Source organism: Nostoc sp. (genome assembly GCF_036917535.1).
GTDB lineage: Bacteria > Cyanobacteriota > Cyanobacteriia > Cyanobacteriales > Nostocaceae > Nostoc.
Genome location: NZ_JBALDA010000038.1, coordinates 62,264 through 82,492 on the forward strand (window position 1 = coordinate 62,264; position 20,229 = coordinate 82,492).

At 41.9% G+C, this 20,229-nt stretch carries 17 protein-coding genes; 9 read left to right on the forward strand and 8 right to left on the reverse strand.

Features of this window, described 5'->3' with window-relative positions:
- Positions 1 to 8 precede the first annotated feature (8 nt).
- Positions 9 to 1,004, forward strand: coding sequence for a GUN4 domain-containing protein (locus V7K56_RS13145; RefSeq protein WP_334911075.1), 996 nt, complete (start codon positions 9 to 11; stop codon positions 1,002 to 1,004).
- 391 nt (positions 1,005 to 1,395) lie between these two features.
- Here V7K56_RS13145 and V7K56_RS13150 read toward each other — a convergent pair whose 3' ends face one another.
- Both V7K56_RS13150 and V7K56_RS13155 read right to left on the reverse strand, forming a co-directional pair.
- Positions 1,396 to 2,298, reverse strand: coding sequence for a S1 RNA-binding domain-containing protein (locus tag V7K56_RS13150; protein ID WP_334911077.1), 903 nt, complete (start codon positions 2,296 to 2,298; stop codon positions 1,396 to 1,398).
- A gap of 121 nt (positions 2,299 to 2,419) precedes the next feature.
- Entirely contained in the window at positions 2,420 to 3,160 is a 741-nt protein-coding gene (locus V7K56_RS13155; RefSeq protein WP_334911079.1) for a dienelactone hydrolase family protein, read from the reverse strand.
- Between the two features lie 276 nt (positions 3,161 to 3,436).
- Here V7K56_RS13155 and V7K56_RS13160 point away from each other — a divergent pair, with 276 nt between their 5' ends.
- Complete coding sequence (locus V7K56_RS13160; protein WP_334911081.1) at positions 3,437 to 4,420, forward strand: GntR family transcriptional regulator; 984 nt, start codon at positions 3,437 to 3,439, stop codon at positions 4,418 to 4,420.
- 715 nt (positions 4,421 to 5,135) lie between these two features.
- Positions 5,136 to 5,729 (forward strand): Uma2 family endonuclease, encoded by a 594-nt coding sequence (locus tag V7K56_RS13165; protein WP_334911082.1) that lies wholly within the window; start codon positions 5,136 to 5,138, stop codon positions 5,727 to 5,729.
- Here the strand turns inward: V7K56_RS13165 and V7K56_RS13170 are convergent.
- The 4 genes from V7K56_RS13170 to tig all read right to left on the reverse strand — a co-directional run bounded on the left by V7K56_RS13170 (position 5,726) and on the right by tig (position 10,619).
- Positions 5,726 to 6,646: an alpha/beta fold hydrolase gene (locus tag V7K56_RS13170; RefSeq protein ID WP_334911084.1), complete on the reverse strand. Its 921-nt coding sequence runs from the start codon at positions 6,644 to 6,646 to the stop codon at positions 5,726 to 5,728. The two genes, V7K56_RS13165 and V7K56_RS13170, sit on opposite strands and share 4 nt — an antisense overlap.
- Positions 6,647 to 6,805: 159 nt before the next feature.
- Positions 6,806 to 8,146: an ATP-dependent protease ATP-binding subunit ClpX gene (gene clpX / locus V7K56_RS13175; RefSeq protein ID WP_292775233.1), complete on the reverse strand. Its 1,341-nt coding sequence runs from the start codon at positions 8,144 to 8,146 to the stop codon at positions 6,806 to 6,808.
- A 9-nt stretch (positions 8,147 to 8,155) separates the two neighbouring features.
- Positions 8,156 to 8,854, reverse strand: coding sequence for an ATP-dependent Clp endopeptidase proteolytic subunit ClpP (clpP, locus tag V7K56_RS13180; RefSeq protein ID WP_104905916.1), 699 nt, complete (start codon positions 8,852 to 8,854; stop codon positions 8,156 to 8,158).
- Positions 8,855 to 9,179: 325 nt separating this feature from the next.
- Positions 9,180 to 10,619, reverse strand: coding sequence for a trigger factor (tig, locus tag V7K56_RS13185; RefSeq protein ID WP_334911087.1), 1,440 nt, complete (start codon positions 10,617 to 10,619; stop codon positions 9,180 to 9,182).
- 896 nt (positions 10,620 to 11,515) lie between these two features.
- Between tig and V7K56_RS13190 the strand changes: the two genes are divergently transcribed.
- The 5 genes from V7K56_RS13190 (at position 11,516) to V7K56_RS13210 (ending at position 16,516) form a co-directional block, all read left to right on the forward strand.
- Positions 11,516 to 12,553, forward strand: coding sequence for an aspartate-semialdehyde dehydrogenase (locus V7K56_RS13190; RefSeq protein WP_334911088.1), 1,038 nt, complete (start codon positions 11,516 to 11,518; stop codon positions 12,551 to 12,553).
- A 148-nt stretch (positions 12,554 to 12,701) separates the two neighbouring features.
- Entirely contained in the window at positions 12,702 to 13,586 is an 885-nt protein-coding gene (dapA, locus tag V7K56_RS13195) for a 4-hydroxy-tetrahydrodipicolinate synthase (protein ID WP_334911090.1), read from the forward strand.
- Between the two features lie 281 nt (positions 13,587 to 13,867).
- Complete coding sequence (locus V7K56_RS13200; protein ID WP_334911092.1) at positions 13,868 to 15,640, forward strand: ribonuclease J; 1,773 nt, start codon at positions 13,868 to 13,870, stop codon at positions 15,638 to 15,640.
- 153 nt (positions 15,641 to 15,793) lie between these two features.
- Positions 15,794 to 16,354 carry a Uma2 family endonuclease gene (locus V7K56_RS13205; RefSeq protein ID WP_334911094.1) on the forward strand — a complete coding sequence of 187 codons (561 nt, stop codon included), beginning with the start codon at positions 15,794 to 15,796 and terminating at the stop codon, positions 16,352 to 16,354.
- Positions 16,355 to 16,360: 6 nt separating this feature from the next.
- A complete protein-coding gene (locus tag V7K56_RS13210; protein WP_334911096.1) occupies positions 16,361 to 16,516 on the forward strand; it encodes a hypothetical protein in 156 nt (51 codons plus the stop codon).
- Positions 16,517 to 16,603: 87 nt separating this feature from the next.
- Here V7K56_RS13210 and V7K56_RS13215 read toward each other — a convergent pair whose 3' ends face one another.
- Positions 16,604 to 17,215, reverse strand: coding sequence for a hypothetical protein (locus V7K56_RS13215; protein ID WP_334911098.1), 612 nt, complete (start codon positions 17,213 to 17,215; stop codon positions 16,604 to 16,606).
- A 492-nt stretch (positions 17,216 to 17,707) separates the two neighbouring features.
- On the opposite strand from V7K56_RS13215, the gene V7K56_RS13220 reads away from it, so the two are divergent.
- Positions 17,708 to 18,085: a Mo-dependent nitrogenase C-terminal domain-containing protein gene (locus V7K56_RS13220; RefSeq protein WP_334911100.1), complete on the forward strand. Its 378-nt coding sequence runs from the start codon at positions 17,708 to 17,710 to the stop codon at positions 18,083 to 18,085.
- Between the two features lie 98 nt (positions 18,086 to 18,183).
- Here the strand turns inward: V7K56_RS13220 and V7K56_RS13225 are convergent, their stop codons facing one another.
- Positions 18,184 to 20,040: a caspase family protein gene (locus V7K56_RS13225; RefSeq protein WP_334911102.1), complete on the reverse strand. Its 1,857-nt coding sequence runs from the start codon at positions 20,038 to 20,040 to the stop codon at positions 18,184 to 18,186.
- Positions 20,041 to 20,229: the final 189 nt, after the last annotated feature.

Here is a 20,229-nt window from a genome sequence, read left to right on the forward strand (position 1 = left end):
ACTTATAGATGAGTGACGAAGATCAGTTTGATGTCTTCCTTTGCCACAATAGCAAAGACAAGCCTGAAGTTATAGAAATTGCTCATGAACTAACAAGACAAGGAATTAAACCTTGGCTAGATAAATGGGAACTTCGTCCTGGTTTAGCATGGCAGTCTTTACTAGAAGAACAAATAGAAAATATTAAATCAGCAGCAGTTTTTGTAGGTAGCAGTGGATTTGGCCCCTGGCAAAGTCAAGAGATGAGAGCTTTTTTAAACGAATTTGTAGAGAGAGGCTGTCCCGTAATTCCCGTTTTGCTTGAGAATACACCACAGCAGCCTAAACTCCCAATTTTTCTTAGGGGTCATACGTGGGTTGACTTTCGGACAGATACTGATGCTATGGAGCGGTTAATTTGGGGTATTACTGGAAAACGCCCAGAGCGAAAACCAAAGCTACAGCCAGTAATTCAAGCCGATGACCTCAGTTCTGAGATCAGTTCTGAGAAGGGAATAAACTACACGCGATTGCGAGATTTGCTAGCAGCAGGCAAGTGGAAAGAAGCGGATGAGGAAACTTTTGCTGTCATGCTCAAGGCATCTAGCAGGGAAAAGGAAGGCTGGTTAGATTCCAAATCCATCAATAATTTTCCCTGTACTGACTTACGCACCATTGACCAACTTTGGGTAAAATATAGCAAGGGGCGCTTTGGCTTTAGCGTTCAGAAGAAAATTTATCTCAAATGTGGTGTTAAGGCTGATGGTGAATATTATCAAGAAGCCTGGGAAAAATTTAGCGATCACGTAGGATGGAGAGTGAAAGGAAACATGATTGAGTATAAAGAGGTAGCTTTTAACACTTCAGCACCATTAGGATACCTCCCGATTGTAGTGGGTCTGTTGGTTATCCAACAACGATTCTTTTTTCTCGCGTATCAGCACCATTTTCTCACTGACACACCGATTCTTTCTTCTCGCGTCATATCGATTCTTTTTTCTCGCGTCGTGGCTTGTGAAGCTTAACATATAAGCACTTCAGACTTTTATAAATATTTGTAATAAGGTTGTTTTCTACCAGTTAATCAACATTTCAGAGATCCGATACCTGGCACTGGGGGTTATACTTTTACAAAGAGTGGTGATGTGATAGCAAAATCCAGGTTGAAAATTTCGGGGTGAACGAGTCATAAACCAATACAATTTAGATAAGACCAAAACACTTGTAGAGACGGCAATTTATCGCGTCTCTGAACTGTATTTAGTCAGAAACAATTCGTAATTATAAAGTTTTCCCAATTTAAAATCCCCCCACATTTTTGTAGACGCAGGGGGAGTATTAACAATTCAAAATTCAAAATTCAAAATTGTTTCAGATGGGGATTTAAACGCTTTGTGCAAGTAGCACATCTCAAAACTATTCAGCAGCTTTGTTATTTGCTCTATTAGCACGCGCCTCAGCTGAAGCCATCACCTCATCAAAATTTTCTAGCACTTCGCCAGGAAAGTTTTCCAAAACCCTGGTAGAAAGAGCAACCCGCCCTTTACCTTCATCCAAGTCAATAATTACAGCTTTAATTGGCTGACCAACTTGAAATACTTTTTCTAAAGAATCAATAAATTTCTGGCTTACCTGCTTGATGTGAAGTAGGGCGCTCATGCCACTTAAATCGACAAACACACCAAAAGGTTTGATACCAGTAACTTTGCCTTCCACCAATTGACCTAGTTCTAATAAGCTGAAGTTGCTAGAACGAGTTGCTAAACGCTGGGAAAGGATGAGTTTGTTGGTGTTTTTATTAATTTCCAAAAAGCCCACAGTTAGACTTTGACCTTTGAGTGCTTCTAAATTATCACGCTCTGCCAAGTGCGATCGCGGGATAAATCCCCGCAAAGAAAGAATATCGACGGTGACACCACCTTTATTCACACCCATAACCCGTACTTGCACAGTCTGAGCATTTTCCTGCATTTCGGTCAGTCGTTCCCAGATGTGCTGAATTTCTAACTGCTTTCGAGAAAGGGTGACTTGACCTTCTGCATCCTGCTCTCGGATAATCAAGAACTCCATTTCCTCTTGCAATGGCAGCACCTCCGATAAATCGGTAACTGCTCTCAAAGAAGCCTCATCGCGCGGCAGAAAAGCTGACGACTTGCCACCAATATCAACATAGGCTCCATCATGGTCAAGTTGGAAAACTTTGCCATGTACAATCTGTCCCTTTTGAAACTGGTAGTCGTGTTTTTCTAATGCTTTGGCAAAATCGTCCATCGTAAATGACGAATTGGCTGTTTGAGAAAGTTTCGATTCGGAATTCATGACTTTTGAAGATTAATTGTTATTTGAGATGGTGCAACTGAAGTTTAGATTGTCATTTGTCATTTGTCCTTTGTTATTCACCAATGACCAATGACTAATGACAAACCTGGCTGCGTATGCTTCAGTTTAGTTGACCAAAGAGTTGTTTTACTTGCTCCCAAGCATCGGCCGCAGCTTTAGGATTATAACTGGCACGCTGGTCACAGAAAAATCCGTGATCAGCTCCATCGTAGCGAAACACACGATGAGGAATTTTATATTTTTCTAACTCTGCTGCAATCTCATCTACTTGTTCGGGTGGGATGCTAGTATCTTCCCTGCCAAAGAAGGCATAGAGAGTACCTGGAATCTCTTTGGTGCGGGTAACAGTGGGAGCGCCACCTCCGGGCGTGCGGCTGGTAACTCCAGCACCGTAGAAGGAAGCCGTAGCTTTAATATCTGGCAAGGTAGCTGCAAGATATGCGACATGACCGCCAAAGCAGAAGCCAATACAGCCAAAACTATCTTTTTTCACTTGAGGCAGATTTTTGAGGTAGTCAATTGCTAATTGAATATCGCTCAATAACTCTGATGCTTGAGTTTGCATGGCGTAACTTCTGCCTGTTTCAATATCTTCGGGTGTGTATCCAGTTTCAAAGCCAGGAGCAGTACGTTGAAAAAGTGCAGGTGCTACCGCTACATATCCAAGTTTGGCAATTCGTTCTGTAACATCCCGAATGTGAACGTTGACACCAAAAATCTCTTGTAATACCACGACTCCTGGATAAGATCCAGGTTCTTTTGGCTCTGCCAGATAAGCAGACACTTGAATATTATCTTGCAAAAGATTAACCGTTGTGGTGATTATTGCTTGCTCTGTCATAATAATTCTTACCAGTGCTATGTGATTAGCCGTGTGTTTATTTGATATAACTATGCCAGTATGCCTAGCTTTTTTCTAATTAAATTATCAATTACCAATAGTGAGCGCATTAGAAATTTGTATCAGAAAAACTTTATATGTAAATAAACATATTTGAGATGTAGCAAATGTAGCTGGTCACAAAAGGAGGCTGAGTTAAAAGTGTTGAGTATAAAAGCAACACTTAATACTCAAAATTCAGCACTCATTAGCACTTAGTATTCAGGAGGTTTGGTGATGATTCAATTCCGTATTCAGCCAGACAGCGAAATTCCCGCATCAACCCAGCTGTTTAATCAAATCCGATTTGCGATCGCTTCTCGGCAATATCCCCCGGCTTACAAATTACCAAGCACACGGGCGCTGGCAATGCAAACGGGGTTACACCGTAATACCATAAGTAAGGTTTACCGTCAACTAGAGGAAGACGGATTTGTTGAAAGTATGGCTGGTTCGGGTATTTATGTTCGTGCCCAAGGTCATGAGGGCGGTAGTAGGCTGCAATCACCAATTCTCAAGCAAAATCCTCATGCCTATCAAGTTGTCCAGCAAGCACTTGACGAGTTGCTCTCCCAAGGATGTTCGCTGAATCAAGCTAGAGAGCTATTTTTAGCGGAAATTGACTGGCGCTTGCGTTGTAGTGCGCGGGTACTGGTTGCAGTTCCATCTTATGACATAGGTGCTGGCGAGTTGATGGTGTATGAATTAGAACGATCGCTAAAAATTCCAGTCCAGTTGGTAGCAATGGAAGAATTAACAGCTGTGTTAGATAAAACTACCTCGGCGACAGTAGTCACAAGTCGATATTTTATCAGCAATGTAGAAGCGATCGCAGCTCCAAAAGCTGCACGGGTAATTCCTCTCGATATCTACGACTACAGCAAGGAACTTAACCTATTAAAAACTCTACCAAAAGAAAACTGTGTTGGGATAGTTAGCCTTAGTTCCGGGATTGCACGAGCCGCAGAAGTCATCCTCCACGGTTTGCGAGGTGATGAACTACTGGTGATGACTTCGCAACCAAAAGATGCTTATAAACTTCACGCTATGGTTAAACGGGCTGAGGTAATCATAAGCGATCAAGCCAGTTTTGCGGCAGTACAAGCAGCCGTGCAAGCATCTGATGAAGATATTATTCGTCCACCAAAGCTGATTAAGGTTGAAAATTATATCGGCGCTAACTCAATTAACTTGCTAAAACGAGAGCTGGGTTTGAGTTAATCCAAAGGTTGTGATTTCGATACAACAGACGTAGGGGAGTACACATTTGTGATAAATTAAGGCAAACTGAGGTTTGTCAATCAGCAATATTGCTTAAATATTTAGAGCAGTATTCGGGTTCTGATAGCAATCGATGTTGTTAGCAAGACAATCGCAAGTACTTGCAAGAGAACCCATTTACAATCCTCGTTTCTTGAAAAGCAGAGAGCTAACTCAAATAAACGGCTATTAAGAGTTATGCAAAACTTCTCAGTCTACTGATTTTTTATCTTGTATATACAGAAATCAAAAGAAAAAATTTGCCTCAAACCTTTGACAATTTTGAGCAGTTTCTTCTGAGAAAATCTATTTGGTTTAGAAGAAGGTTTTGCAGAAAGAATAGTGTAAAAACGTAGAATCAGCCATTACTGTCTTGGAAAGACTCATAGAAGATTCATCACCACAGTTTAATAAAATTGCTACCGATTATCAGCTAAGGAACAAGTTATAAGTGACCGAACTTTGTCAATACATCAAAAAGTAGAAAGAAATCTGTATAATAATACCTTCGCCATTTTTTGTAGGCTGGGTTTTGTACTTTAACCCAATCTATAAATAAAAGCGTTTTTTGATTTGGCGAAGCTATTATATAATGATTATCCTTATCAGTAAGTGTGTGGGGAATATTGGTAGCAATCAAAAATCATGTTTAACTCAAAATAGACAAGTAGGTAATATGAGCATCCCACTTCTAGGCAATCCCATACAAGAGAAACTAGTGACCGTCGCAGATGTTTCTTGGGAGGAATTCAAAGCTATTGAGGCACAGCTAAAAGACAACCGCAATGTCCGACTCTCTTATTTGTCAGGAATATTAGAAATCATGTCGCCCATTGGAGATAAACATGAGTACGTAAAAACAACTCTTGGATACTTGCTAGAAGCTTACATGAGAGAGTTGGGAATTCGGTTCTATGGTCGTGGTGGTTTTACATTGGAAGAATCTGGGTATGCTTCTGGCACACCAGATGAGTCTTACTGCATTGGCAGCAATAAAGAAACTCCAGACATTGTTATTGAAGTTATTGTTACTAGCGGCACAATTAACCGAAAAGAGTTATACAAACCTAAGAAAGTGCCTGAAGTTTGGTTCTGGAAATCTGACCAGATAAAGATATTCCGTTTAAATGCAGCTGGTGAATATGAAGAAGTAAACCGTAGTGATTTTTTACCGAATCTAGACCTGACTTTGTTGCTCCAATATATCAAACATCCTGACCAATACGACGCTGTTGCCGAATTTTTGCAGGCTATCCGAAAAATCAGTTAACCCAGATGTGGTTTTAGTGTGTTAATTTGCAAAAACTCTTGTACACGTTGCAGATAAGTTGGTACATCTTCCAACATTGGGAAATGCGCTGTATTGGGAATCATCACAAATTCCACTTTGTCACTTAGTGCAGCTGCTTGACGCCCCATTTCAGCTGGAATAATCTTGTCATACTCCCCTGCTACAAGTAGAGTTGGCACTGTCAGTTTGGCAAACTCAAGGGGCATCACTTCAGCTTGAGCCTTACTGACTGAAGTAAAAATTGTCCCTAAAGCTGCATCGTAATCTGCTTCGAGAAAATCTTGTAGAAAAGCTTGCCGCTCAGAATGTGGTATGGAACTATATAAAAATCTAGCCATAAACATTCGGTCAACAAATGGAATTTTGCTTAACCATTTGGGACGGAATTTCACTACATAGCCACCAAATTTATGAAAGGCACTAAAGGATTTTTCATCGTACTCAAAAATACCGCTACAAGTTAAAATTCCTCGTTCTACTCGTTCGGGATAGCGGTTAAAAAATAAAGTGGCAACAGACGCACCCATTGAATGAGCATGGATATAAACACGCTGAATATGCAACCCATCTAGCAAAACTGCCAAATCATCAGCGTATTCCTCTAATTCATAGGTTAACTCTCTAATTGCCTGTGATTCTTCCTGTAATGACTCAGATTCAGCAACAGCTTCACTGGCTTGGGCAATAGTTGGCTTTCCACGAGAACGGCCAAATCCCCGCAAATCGTAGAGTAAACAATCAAATTGCTCTGATAAAGCATTAGCAGTATTTTGCCAATATCTAGCCGAACCAGCCCAACCGTGGATGAAAACCATCAACGGCTTTACCAAAGAACCGGATGGTTTTTTCACCCATTCGTAGTAATGCTCAACGCCACGAACATTAATATAAGGCATTAGTCGTTTGTCCTCTCTTACAAAGTTCTGACCGGAGGAAACCTCCGCTCAGACTTTGCGTTTTGTCAGTTGTCATTAGTCATTTATGCCTGGTACATGGTTATTATTCCTTAGTTTTTGACCAATTACCAATGGCTAATGACCAATGACTAATGACTATTAAGCAGATTCTGGCTTCGGTAGTGAAGACGGATGTATTATCAGTTCAGCAGTTGATCGCTTCTCGACCATTTCCCTTGTAACTGTACAGCGTGTCACATCCTTACGAGACGGTAACTCATACATTACATCCAGCATCAATTCTTCAACAATACCACGTAATGCTCTTGCACCAGTTTTACGGCGGTAAGCTTCTTGAGCGATCGCTCGTAAAGCATCTGCTTTAAAATCTAATTGGACATTATCCATCTTCAGCAGCTTTTGGTACTGCTTCACTAAGGCGCTGCGTGGTTGGGTGAGAATCGCCATCAGCGCTTCTTCATCTAGCGGATCTACTACTGCTACCATTGGCATCCGCCCAATAAATTCTGGAATCAGGCCAAATTTTACTAAATCATCCGGTTCTAGATGGCGAAGAGTGTCTGCTGCTCGTTTCTCCTTCGATTGCCCTTCTCCCGGTTGTACAAAGCCGATTGCTTTTTTGCCAACTCTCTGATCTACAATTTTTTCTAAGCCTACGAAAGCACCACCACAGACGAACAAAATATTACTTGTATCAATCTGGATGCAGTCCTGATAAGGATGCTTGCGCCCTCCTTGGGGTGGTACATTGGCGATCGTTCCTTCCAACATTTTTAGCAAGGCTTGCTGCACGCCTTCGCCAGAAACATCGCGGGTAATTGACGTGTTCTCGCTCTTACGAGCAATTTTGTCAATTTCATCAATGTAAATAATTCCCCGTTGCGCTTCCTCTATATCCAAATCTGCCACCTGTAACAGTCGCAGCAAGATATTTTCTACATCTTCTCCCACATACCCTGCTTCCGTCAGCGTCGTCGCATCGGCTACGGCAAAGGGTACATCCAGGATTTTCGCTAGAGTTTGCGCTAAGAGAGTTTTGCCGCAACCAGTCGGGCCGATTAACAAGATGTTGGACTTTTGCAGTTCTATGGCATCATCCGCCCCTGGCTTGCCACTGGCTTTAGACTGAATGACTGCCAGCCGCTTGTAGTGATTGTAAACAGCTACTGACAGAACTTTCTTTGCTTCGTCTTGACCAATGACGTGTTCGTCTAGATACTTTTTAATCTCTCTTGGCTTGGGTATTTGATTAAACGAAATACTAGCAGAGTGGGTACGCCGTTTTTCAGGTGGCTCTGCTCTTGGTGCTGGTTGTGCTGCCGCACCATTAGTATCGAGTAACTCCTCGTCTAGTATTTCATTACACAAGTCAACGCATTCATCGCAGATGTAGACTCCCGGCCCTGCGATTAATTTACGCACCTGCTCTTGGGACTTGCCACAAAATGAACATTTTAAATGGGAGTCGTACTTAGACATACCAGCCTCTTATTTCAGAATGGTGACGTTTTCCCCTGCTACGGGAAGATTTTGCCTGGAAATGACCTGATCAATCAAACCGTAGTTTTTTGCCTCTTCTGCCGACATAAAAAAGTCGCGCTCAGTATCTGCTTCAATTCTTTCTAAAGGTTGACCAGTATGGTGAGCCATTAACTGATTCAACTTAGCCTTAACGTAAAGAATTTCTCTGGCTTGAATTTCAATGTCAATGGCTTGACCTTGAGCGCCACCAAGTGGTTGGTGAATCATAATCCGGGAGTCGGGCAGAGACATTCGCTTACCGGCAGCTCCTGCTGTCAACAAAAATGCCCCCATGCTCGCGGCTAATCCAAAACAGATGGTAACAACATCAGGGCGAATTTGCTGTATTGTATCATAGATTGCCATCCCTGCGTAGACGGAGCCGCCAGGAGAATTAACATACAGTTGGATGTCTTTTTCTGAGTCTTCAGCGTCTAGGAATAACAACTGAGCCACAATTGAGTTGGCTACGGCATCGTCTATTGGCGTTCCTAAAAAGATAATCCGCTCTCGCAGCAGGCGGGAGTAGATGTCGAAAGCTCTTTCTCCCATGCCAGATTGTTCTATCACCATCGGTACGATGTTGCTAGGACTGCTTAACTGGGAGTTAATGTTTATTCGACTTAAGTTGCTGATTGGGGAATTTCCCGACTGCGATTCAAGCATACAAGCTTTCTTTGACAATTATTTAGGACAAATGTTTCAGCAGCAGATGCTGCCTTTTCAACAAGTGGAATTTTTATAAGCTACGTGTTAACCATTATGCCTCATATGATTTACTCTCGTGTAACACACTATCAAGCTCAAGTGATAACAAATGTCACTATTTGCCAAAAATTCATTAATTCTTTAATTTTTTTGACTTCATCTGTAAGTTATGGGGCATGGGGCATTGGTTATTTCTCCCTGTAATTCCTCATCTCCCTTAGCTTACCCATTTCACCAGTACTTTAACTCAGAACTGGTGAATTAATGGCTGTGGGATTTTTTATTATTCTTCTGTGACTTCTGTAGAAGTTTCGCTGTTTCCTTGCTCTGTTTGAGGTGCATCACCATCACCATCTGATTCTGCGTCTTCTGTTTCCTCCGCAGGACTCAAAGAACCTTCGGGTACAAGTTCAACTGATGAGTGTTCTAAGAGCCAATCGATGATTTTTTCGGTTAACAGTTCGTTTTCCACGATTGACCGCAGTTTATCTTCATCAACGTCTTGTTCCTCTGGGTATTGCTCCAAAAGTTCTGTGACTCTGGCTGCGATTTCTTCTGATGTTACCTCGATAGATTCGCGTTTGCCGATTTCTCGCAAGGATAAGGAGCGTTTGATGCGTTCAATTGCTTCAGTACGCGATCGCTCCCGCAATTGCGGAATAATATCTTGAGTAAACAGCTTTCTCACATCCAATCCCTGCTGAGACAGCCGGATTGCTGTTTGCGTTAGCATTGCATCCACTTCTTGCTCAATCAAAGTTGTTGGTAAGTCAACTTCTACGTGCTTGAGCAGTTCCGTTAACAAGGCTTCCTGCTTATTGGTTTTTGTTTTGTCGTCCGCCTCTTTTTGATATTGCTCTACCAAAGAAGTGCGTAACTCCTCTAAGGTTTCAAAATCGCTGATTTCTTGGGCGAAATCATCATTTACTTCTGGTAGCTCCTTTTCCTTTAATTCTTTGAGCGTCACGGTGAAAGTTGCCGCTTTTCCAGCTAAATCTTCATTAGCATAAGGATCTGGGAACTGTGCCGCAATTTCTTTAGTTTCTTCCGGATTCATCCCCACTATTCCCGAAATAAAGCCTGGAATAAACTTATCCTCTTGCAACTCAACTTGAAAATCAGTTGCTTCGGCTCCGGGAATCGGCTCTAGTTCAGTTGTTTCGTCCTCGCCCTCAACTCTGGCGAATGAACCTTTAAAATCGACTACGGCAATATCGCCAATTTGGGCTGCACGTCCTTCCACAGGGATCAATGTCGCCAATTCTTGACGTTCCTTATCCAGCGTGTTCTCCACTCGCTGTGGATCGAACTTGATTTCTTCAGCCTTGGCTTGTAGATCAGTGTACTGCACTAGATTCACTTCTGGTTCTACATCCACAGCAGCCGAAATCGTCAGTGGTTTTCCAGGTTCATAATTATTTATCAAATCCTCAAAAGAGGAGCGCAATTGCGGCTGACCAATTGCCGGGATGGCTTCTTGTTTAACCGCTTGCTCAATGCCATCTTGAATTAGTTCTTCTAGCGCCGCTGCCTTGATTCGAGTTGTACCCAGCCGTTGTAGTAATATCGGCCGAGGCACCTTGCCTTTACGAAACCCAGGAATATTGGCAGTACTCGCTAAGTTTTTTATGACCTGTTCGTAAGTTTGCTTGGTAATTTCCGGCGTAATCTCTATTTCCAGGCCAATTTGGCTGGCGGGAAGTTTTTCCTGGGTAACTTTCATGCTTCGTCTCTAGTTTTCTGGTATTTTATACTCCGAGTACACACAAAACGCAATAAAATAATTGTTCGCGTTTATGGCTTGATGTCTCTTAAGGGTAACGAGAGTTTGCCAAAAGGTCTTGTGACATCGAAGGATGGATATTTGTCTTGGGGCAAAGATCCAGTTTACTGCCAATTATCAAGGACTTGACATTTTACCTTCATAACAATTTGGTTAATGGGGCATTGGATTTAAGGGGGAGGTGACAGGTGATAGGGAATAAATCTATAACCCATACCCTATTCCCTTCTTTGACTCCCGATTCACTCTAAAACTTGGGAATTAATTATTCAGTGGGCTAACGCCGTGATATCCTGGTTCTCAAAGAGTGGTTAGTACCCCCAGGTTAAAGTTATAGTATTGAATCTAGCTATTATCTAGCTATTATTAAGTTGTGTGTGGTAAGAGAGCAGCATCTGTTACTTTACCGCATAGCTTAGTTTGAAGTTGTGCTGGCTTTATTTAGATCCTAGTTTATTCATCATCTTGATAAGCAAGTTTGCAACCAATACATTTGTTTCTTTAGAGGTAGGATGCTTAGTTAAACGCTTAAGTGCAGATATCTACATTTTTATGAGAAATGGCGGTTTGTTGTATAATATATAGTTATAGTTAGTTATAGTTAAAATTGTTGATGAAAAAAAATAAATCACCGTTATTTTAAAATGCAACATCACTTAACTTATTAAATAAACAAAAAAATAATGTATTAAATATATTAAAGATAGACTAAATTAAAGAAAAATATAAACCTACTTAAAAATGTATTTCCAGGCTGCGATCGCTATTTAAATAGAACCAAATTGTCAATTGTTCCAAGAAATTGTAGATTAAGTCTATTAAAGGAGGAAACAAGTTTGTCGAAATCCTATCGTTTAGCTATTTTAGGAGCGACTGGTGCAGTTGGCACAGAGTTGCTGGAATTATTAGAAAGTCGTAATTTTCCGGTTGCTGACTTGAAGTTATTGGCATCAGAGCGGAGTGTCGGGCGATCATTACGATTTAAAGGAGAAAATATACCAATAGAGCAAGTTCGCGATCGCGCCTTTGAAAATGTCGATATAGTACTAGCTAGTGCAGGTGGTTCCACATCCAAAGCTTGGGCAGCAGTTGCTGTGGAAAAAGGCGCAGTGGTAATTGACAACTCCAGTGCCTTTCGGATGAACCCGGAAGTTCCCTTAGTAGTACCAGAGGTGAATCCCCAAGCCGCAGCGAATCACCAAGGCATTATCGCTAACCCCAACTGCACAACAATTTTAATGGCTGTGGCAGTCTGGCCATTGCATAAAGTTAAACCAGTGCAACGTATCGTTGCTGCAACCTACCAATCTGCTAGTGGTGCTGGAGCTAGGGCAATGGCAGAAGTCAAAACCCAAACAAGCGCTATACTACAAGGACAACCACCGATTGCCGAAATATTGCCTTACCCATTGGCATTTAATTTATTCCCGCATAACTCCCCATTAAACGATTTGGGTTATTGTGAGGAAGAAATGAAAATGGTCAACGAAACCCGAAAAATATTTGGTACGCAGCAAATCAGAATCACTGCAACCTGTATACGGGTTCCCGTACTTCGTGCTCACTCAGAAGCCATTAATTTAGAATTTGAGACTTCCTTTAGTGTGAAGAAAGCCAGAGAAATTTTAAATTCCTCTCCTGGAGTAAAATTGGTCGAAGATTGGGGAGCAAATCATTTTCCGATGCCAATAGAAGCAACCGGTCGAGATGAAGTTTTAGTGGGAAGAATTCGCCAGGATATTTCTCATCATTGTGGGTTGGAATTATGGTTATGTGGCGACCAAATTCGCAAAGGTGCAGCATTGAATGCAGTACAAATAGCTGAATTATTAGTAGAGAAAAATCTACTCAAACCATTAGCTATTAGTTATTAGTAATTGGTCGTTGAGCGTGGGTCATTGGTAAAGTGACAAAGGACAAATAACAAATGACTAATGACACTTGAAAGCAATTTACAAATAGGTTATTACAATAGAGAACCACCAATATATAAAAACATGGGTAATCAGGAGTGAAAAAAGGGTGGGAGATTTTGGCAATGTTTTAACCGCTATGATTACGCCATTTAGAGCAGATGGTAGTGTCAACTATGATGTAGCGGCAGAACTGGCGGCGCATCTAGCTAACAACGGGACAGATACATTGGTGATGTGCGGCACAACAGGAGAATCCCCGACGCTAAGTTGGGATGAAGAATACCAGTTGTTTGTCGAGGTATTGCAGTCCGTGGCCGGAAAAGCCAAGGTAATCGCAGGTTGTGGATCAAATTCCACCAAAGAAGCGATCGCAGCCACCCAAAAAGCGTCTAAAATAGGAGTACATGGTTCCTTACAAGTTGTTCCTTATTACAACAAACCGCCGCAAGCGGGACTGGAAGCGCACTTTCAGGCAATAGCACAAGCCTGTCCCGACTTACCGTTGTTGTTATACAATGTCCCCGGTCGTACCGGACAAAACCTTCAGCCAGAAACAGTTGCCCGGTTAGCTGAGGTAAGCAATATTGTCGGGATTAAAGAATCCACTGGTAATATAGATCAGGCAAGCGAAATTCGTCGCTTGACACCAAAAGAATTCCACATCTATTCTGGTGATGATTACATGACTTTGCCCTTGTTAGCGATCGGGGCAAAGGGTGTGGTAAGTGTAGCTTCTCATCTGGTAGGAAACCAACTACAGCAGATGATTCAAGCTTTTAGTGCAGGAAAAATTGAGGTAGCCAGCGAGATTCATCTCCAACTATTTCCGTTGTTTAAAGCTCTATTTCTCACTTCAAATCCCATTCCAGTGAAAAAAGCACTGAAACTTCAAGGTTGGGAGGTTGGTTCAACTCGTCCGCCGCTATGTGAAGCTGATTTAGAAGTCAGTCAAAAGTTAGAAGTGGTTCTGAAAGAACTCAATTTAATCTAGCCACCAGCTATTTAAATGGTGGTAATATTCTCCTTGCCAAAGATACATATAAACAACGATCGTAATTGTTCATAAGTTGCAATTTAAAAATCTGTGTTAGGACTGATAGATATACTATGAATCCTTGAATTTTACAGTTGATTTTATTGAATAAAAAATTGAAATCTTCAATTAAAACTTGATTGCTTTGGGACTGACTTAAGAGACAGATGGTGTTGTCTTAAATACAAGGAAAGTTAACTATCAACTTAATTAATCAAAAGTAACAATCTAAGGAGAAAATGGCTAAAAACGAAGCTAATAATTCCGCCTTGAAAATTATTCCTTTGGGCGGTTTACATGAAATTGGTAAAAATACCTGTCTTTTTGAGTATGATGATGAAATTATCCTGTTAGATGCAGGATTAGCTTTTCCCACAGAGGTGATGCATGGTGTCAATATTGTTTTACCAGATATGACCTATCTGCGGGAAAATCGCCACAAAATTAAAGGGATGATTGTGACTCATGGTCATGAAGACCATATTGGCGGGATTGCTTTTCATCTCAAGCAATTTGATATCCCGGTAATTTATGGGCCCAGACTAGCAATGGCAATGCTAGAGGGTAAATTAGAAGAAGCAGGAGTCCGCGATCGCACAGAAATCAGAACAGTTCTACCACGTGATGTAGTGCGGATTGGCAAAAACTTTTTAGTCGAATATATCCGTAATACCCACTCCATCGCTGATAGTTTCACTGTTGCTATTCATACTCCTCTGGGTGTAGTTATTCACACAGGGGATTTTAAAATTGATCACACACCAGTAGATGGCGAAAAGTTTGACTTGCAACGCCTAGCAGAACATGGTGAAAAAGGCGTTCTTTGTTTACTTAGTGATTCCACTAACGCTGAAGTACCAGGATTTACACCTTCGGAACGTTCGGTTTATCCCAATCTGGAGAGAGTATTTAGTCAAGCTACTGGGCGATTATTTGTCACTACCTTTGCTTCTAGCGTCCATCGGATCAACATGATTTTGGATATAGCCAAGAAGCAGAATCGTGTAGTGACGGTTATCGGGCGTTCCATGCTGAACTTGATTGCTCATGCCCGTAATTTAGGTTACATTAAGTGTGAAGATAATCTGCTGCAACCATTGCACGCAGTCCGCAATCTACCTGATGAAAGAGTACTGATTTTAACTACAGGTTCTCAGGGTGAATTGATGGCAGCAATGACCCGCATTGCTAATAAAGAACATCCTCACATTAAAATCCGCCAAGGAGATACGGTAGTATTTTCTGCTAACCCAATTCCCGGAAATACGATCGCTGTAGTCAATACCATCGATAAATTGATGATTCAAGGGGCGAAAGTAGTCTATGGTCGGGATAAAGGGATTCACGTCTCCGGTCACGGTTGTCAGGAAGAACAAAAACTGATGATTGCCTTAACTCGACCCAAATTCTTTGTGCCATTTCACGGCGAACATCGGATGCTAGTGAAGCACGCAGAAACCGCTCAAAGTATGGGGATTCCCGCAGAAAACACGATCGTTATTCAGAATGGCGATATTGTCGAATTGACAGAAGATACCATTTGCGTTGCAGGTAAAGTGCCATCTGGTATTGAACTGGTAGATACTACTAGTTCGGGTATGGTAAGTGCTAAAGTGCTGCAAGAACGGCAACGCATGGCTTCAGAAGGCATTATCACGATCGCCGCTGCCATTGATTGGAATGGTAAACTGTTGGCAAAACCAGAAACTCACCTCCGGGGTGTAGTCACAAGTGTAGAGCGATCGCTCCTACAAACCTGGGTAAAACAACGCATTGAAGAAATCCTCACTGTGCGCTGGTCAGAATTTGCTCCTAGCGAAGGTGAAGCAGCAGATATAGACTGGGGTGGATTGCAAGGTACTTTAGAACGAGAATTGCAACGTTCCATCCGTCGGGAATTGCAATGTCAGCCATCTGTGACTTTGTTGATGCAAATTCCTGATGAGCCACCTGTAAAAGTTGCTGATGGCAGAAGACGGCGGACTCGGACTGCTGCTCAAGTAGCATCGTAGGGAATTTACGGTAAAATCTCAGGCAGAGGCGCACAGACGTAGAGTTTTTCTAACGTCTTTGCGCTTTGGCGTGAAATACAGTTTCTGAGTATAAGTATAGAAGCCGCAGCAGCTTGTATTTGCTTATAGTTATAGTTATTGGAGGCGATCGCTATGACTAAAACACCAATAAAAATTAGTACTCTTGAGGAATACATCAATTTTGATGATGGTACCGACAAGCGCTATGAAATTGAGGATGAGGTGCTGGTAGAAATGCCTCCTGGTACTGGCAAACATGAGGCGATTATCACCCTACTGTTAGTTCGCTTTTTTTTAGAAATTCAAAAAATGGGACTGCCTCTACAACCGCGCCCTAACGGTACTGAGGTGTTGACCAATAAACAACTTAGAAGACCTGATGTTTGTGTAATTACCAATAAACAGGCAAAAAGTATTGAGACTACCTCAGCTATCCTCAAAACTGCCCCACCCCTCTTAGTTGAAGTGGTAAGCCCTGAATCTATTGACAGAGACTATAACCAAAAAATCTTTGAGTATGCGGCGATGGGTGTGTTCGAGTATTGGATTGTCGATCCTCTGGAAAATAAAATAACTGTGTGTTTGTTAAATCAGAACACTTATAAGCAAACTATGTTTATCGAAGACCAACGAGTTGTTTCTCAAACGTTCCCAGAATTAACCCTGACAGCCCAGCAGGTGTTTTCACCTTAAAGTTATTTGGTTCCTTTGCGTGAAATCAAAAAAATACTGGTTGCGATCGTCGTTCGCGTTAGCGTCTCCGTTCGCGCAGCGTCTCCCATAGGAGAAGGAGAAGACGTTGCCGTTGGCGTTTGCGAAGCGTCTCCGTCAGGAGAAGCCTCTCGTTCGCGTTAGCGTCTCTGAAAGAGAAGAGAAGGCATTGCCTAAATCTTCCAATGTTCAAATCAACAAAGCGATCTAACTTGTTAGATTGCTGTCGCCTCAAGCAACTCCAACCAATATCTCCTCATTTTTTTCGGCTGCTGAAAGATACAAATCTCTCCACCGCTCAAAGTCATCAAGATACCATTCATCTGTTGCAAACAATATTTCAGGATCAATCTGTCGAAAAATGCTGGCTCCTTCACTGACTAGCTCACGGGATATAAGTCCCAATGACTCTTCTGTTGATAACATTGGAGCAAGAGTTCGATCTCCGAACATAAGCTTTTCAACAATCTCATCGGCATCCGCAAACTTTCTTCTCGATAACTGCTGCGACAAACGTTTCTCGATCTCAACAGATGATTTTTCTAGTGATGCCGTTCTATCTTCAATCCCTGGATAGGCTTGACGAGTAAGTCTTAACTCAGACCGCAATTGGGCGATTACCCGATCTGCTTCTAGCTCAGATCCAAAAGTTTCTTGGTGTGTTTTGATAACATCTTCAAGGATTTCATTAATCTCTTCAGCCTCAATCTCAAAAAAGCGGAAAATACCGCAACCATAGGGGAAAAGAGAAACTACAAGGATGCTGAGTGCCTTTTCACTTTGAAGGCGTGCGTACAGCGTACTGTCAGGAGGAATTGCGCTGTAGAGTACAGAAACACCCATAAGTAAGTTCATCTAATTTTAACGCTTCAGACTATATCATTCTCAAATTGCGCTGCCAACCGAAGTTTTGTAAATCGCTACTTTTACGGTATTCAGCCAGCAATGAACAGGACACACTTACGTGAGAAAGTGGGAACACGGAGAGGAAAAATGTCTTCTAGGGTATTATTGATGTTTATACTTAGCAAAAATTCTTTCAGAAAGATTTTATATTAAGTTCTGTAAATGTTACACTAAAACCTATCCAATGATGGATGTCTTTATTAGAATTTAAACTGTGTCAAGTTATGAACAAGATCGTAATATTACACTACCGATCCCCAGAAATTTGCGATTAACTTGACGTAGTAATAAATTAGGTTCTGACTTTAGTGGCTAATCAGGTATTACATTATATCGCAGTCAGAACGCGATTTTTCCGGGAAAGTTCGTTGCCACGTTGTATATATTCATCAAAAAGATGAATAGCCTCAATAACACAGAGGGATAACCATGAAGGTATTCGACAATACCACAAAAAAGATTTTTTTGGCTAGCTGGGTATCAATCAATCAAGCAGAGACTATTGACCATAAAGTAACCCAGTTAAACCATTCTGCTTCCAAGCCTCACTGGAATATTCTCCAACCCCTACGGCAACGAGTAGAAAACATTCAAGTCCGCGATCGCCAACTAGCTCACCGCTTGTGCAAACTGATTCCGTCTCAGTGCCCCTTTGAGCGCGATGTCAAATTATTTGGGAAAACCTTGTTTCACATTCCACCCATGTGCAAGCTCAACCCCTTATATGAAGAAGTGGTTGGTTTACGTTTCCGAGCGCTGTGCTATCTAGCCGATGAATGTGGCGAAGATGTATCGCAGTACTGCTGAGTGCTGAGGGAAAAGTCAGGAGTGAGGAGTAATAAGTGCTGAATTAAAAATATAACTCCTAACTCTTAACTTCTAACTGCTTTTTTACTATTTTTTTACTATTTCTTTTGCCATTTTTGGATGGCATCCTGAGCATCTTCGTAAGCGCCTGTCTCCTCTGGCACTAAAGCTGCTGTCGCAATTGCGGCATTAAGTTCTCCTTCGGCAGCGCGACGCTTTGCCAGGTCTAAAATTTTTTCACTCCAGTTATTGATCGATTTTTGGGCAGTATCGAAGCCTGGTTGACCGGCTGGTACTTTCTTGGCAACTTCGATCGCCCGATTGTAAGTAGATGCCTGTTCGGGCTTAATTAAGGCATTAGCTGCATCTAAAAGAGTTTTGTTACTTACATACTGCTTACCCTCTAACCGCCACAGGTTAATTGCTGCTTGGGCTTTGGCGTAGGGGGCTTCATCTTTGGTGATTAATCGAGCAGCAGCAATAGCGCTGGCATACTGTCTTTGTTTAGCACGACCCTCTGCTAAATCTAAAATCATCTGGCTCCAAATCTTAATATTCTCCTGAGCTTGTTCGTACAGTGGTTCATCCGGTTGAATTTTTCGGGCTGTAGTGATCGCCATGCTCAAATCGCTCGCCTGAGTTTGTCTGAGTGACATTTTCGCCAGGTCTAATACTGCTTGATTCCGCTTTCTCGACTGGGAACTAGAGGCTATTTGAGCGCTAGATTGGTTGTTGAGTCTAACTGGTGGAGTGCGATCGCTTGGTAAATTCTCCACAACTTGGCGATCGCTAACAGAAGCATTGGGTGATGTACTTGATATTTGCTTAATTCTAAAAGTTTCTTGATTACGCAGAAAAACTACAGCGATTAAACCTGCTACCAGCAAGCTGCCTCCGCCCCACAAGATAAACTGTTTCCAAAAAGGGATGCTTGGCTGATTCGCTGGCAATCGAGAGACGTAACCTTTTGAGGAATTGGGGATAAATCTTCCTCTGGTATTTACTCCCAAAGAAGTTTCTGCCATTGGTTGGGAAACTAAGCTGCCTCCTGACTCCCGGACTTTTTGACCTTTCACCAGTTGGGAGGAGTTCATACTAGCTTCTCCCCGTCTGCCCTGATCTGCTGAAGTTTTAGATGAATCGTCGAGGGGAGGAGCTGCCAGGGCAACAGCAAAAGATTCTTCTGGATAAATCATCAGTTCTGGCTGAAAATCACTTTTCATTGCCATTTTTGGCAAGATTACTTGCTGCCTTAATGGGATGATAGTGGCAGGGTTTTGAATAGGACGCCAGTGGTGGTGACATAACTTTGGTACAATCAGGCTCAGGTAGCTTTCTAAATCTGCCAAGTTGCTACCATTACCAGAACGTAAAGCTTCTAACAAAGCTGCTGTAAAGAATCCGTGACCTAATTCGCTACTTTCATGGGAAAATTGCTCTGGTTGGCAAGAAAGAATTGTCGCCAGTTGTAGCTCTTGAGCTAATTCTATTGTTTCTTCACCAACAGGAGCATCCGCTTGAGTGCCAAAGGCGCGGTTAATATCGAGTAGTAGCAATACATTCAGATCGGCAAGTTGCAGACTTTGCATTAGCGATCGCAATTCTATGCCAGTCTCTTGCACGAGTTCGGGGTTGCCCTCTGCTGGCATTAAGTAATCTTTGCCTTTGTAGTTGACTCCATAGCCACTAAAGAATAACCACAGATAGTCTTCCGGTTGCCAACTTGTTGCTGCCAAATCCTCAAGTAGCAGCAAAATATTCTCCTTTGTTGGGTAAGTTGACCTATCGCCAATCGGTGGCGAAGTATCTGTCATGACAAAACAGTGCTTGGGGAGAAAACCTGCCTCTGTCACCAAAAAATCTTCTAGTGCCTCAGCATCTGCTTGGGCACAACTTAAAGGTTGAAATAACTGATATTGATTGATACCAATCGCGATCGCCCAGTAATTTGCCATCCCGCTCTTTGTCAGTTATTGTTGTTTGCTGGTCTTAAAATTGCGGTTGGCTTTGTCAAAAAAACAAAGCTAACCCATGTCTTATAGTCTAGGTGATTCTGATTGAATTTTAAGTTAAAATGTAATTTTTATTACCGATAGCTAGCCGGAAAATACCTTTACCTAATTTCAATAACAGATCATTACTAA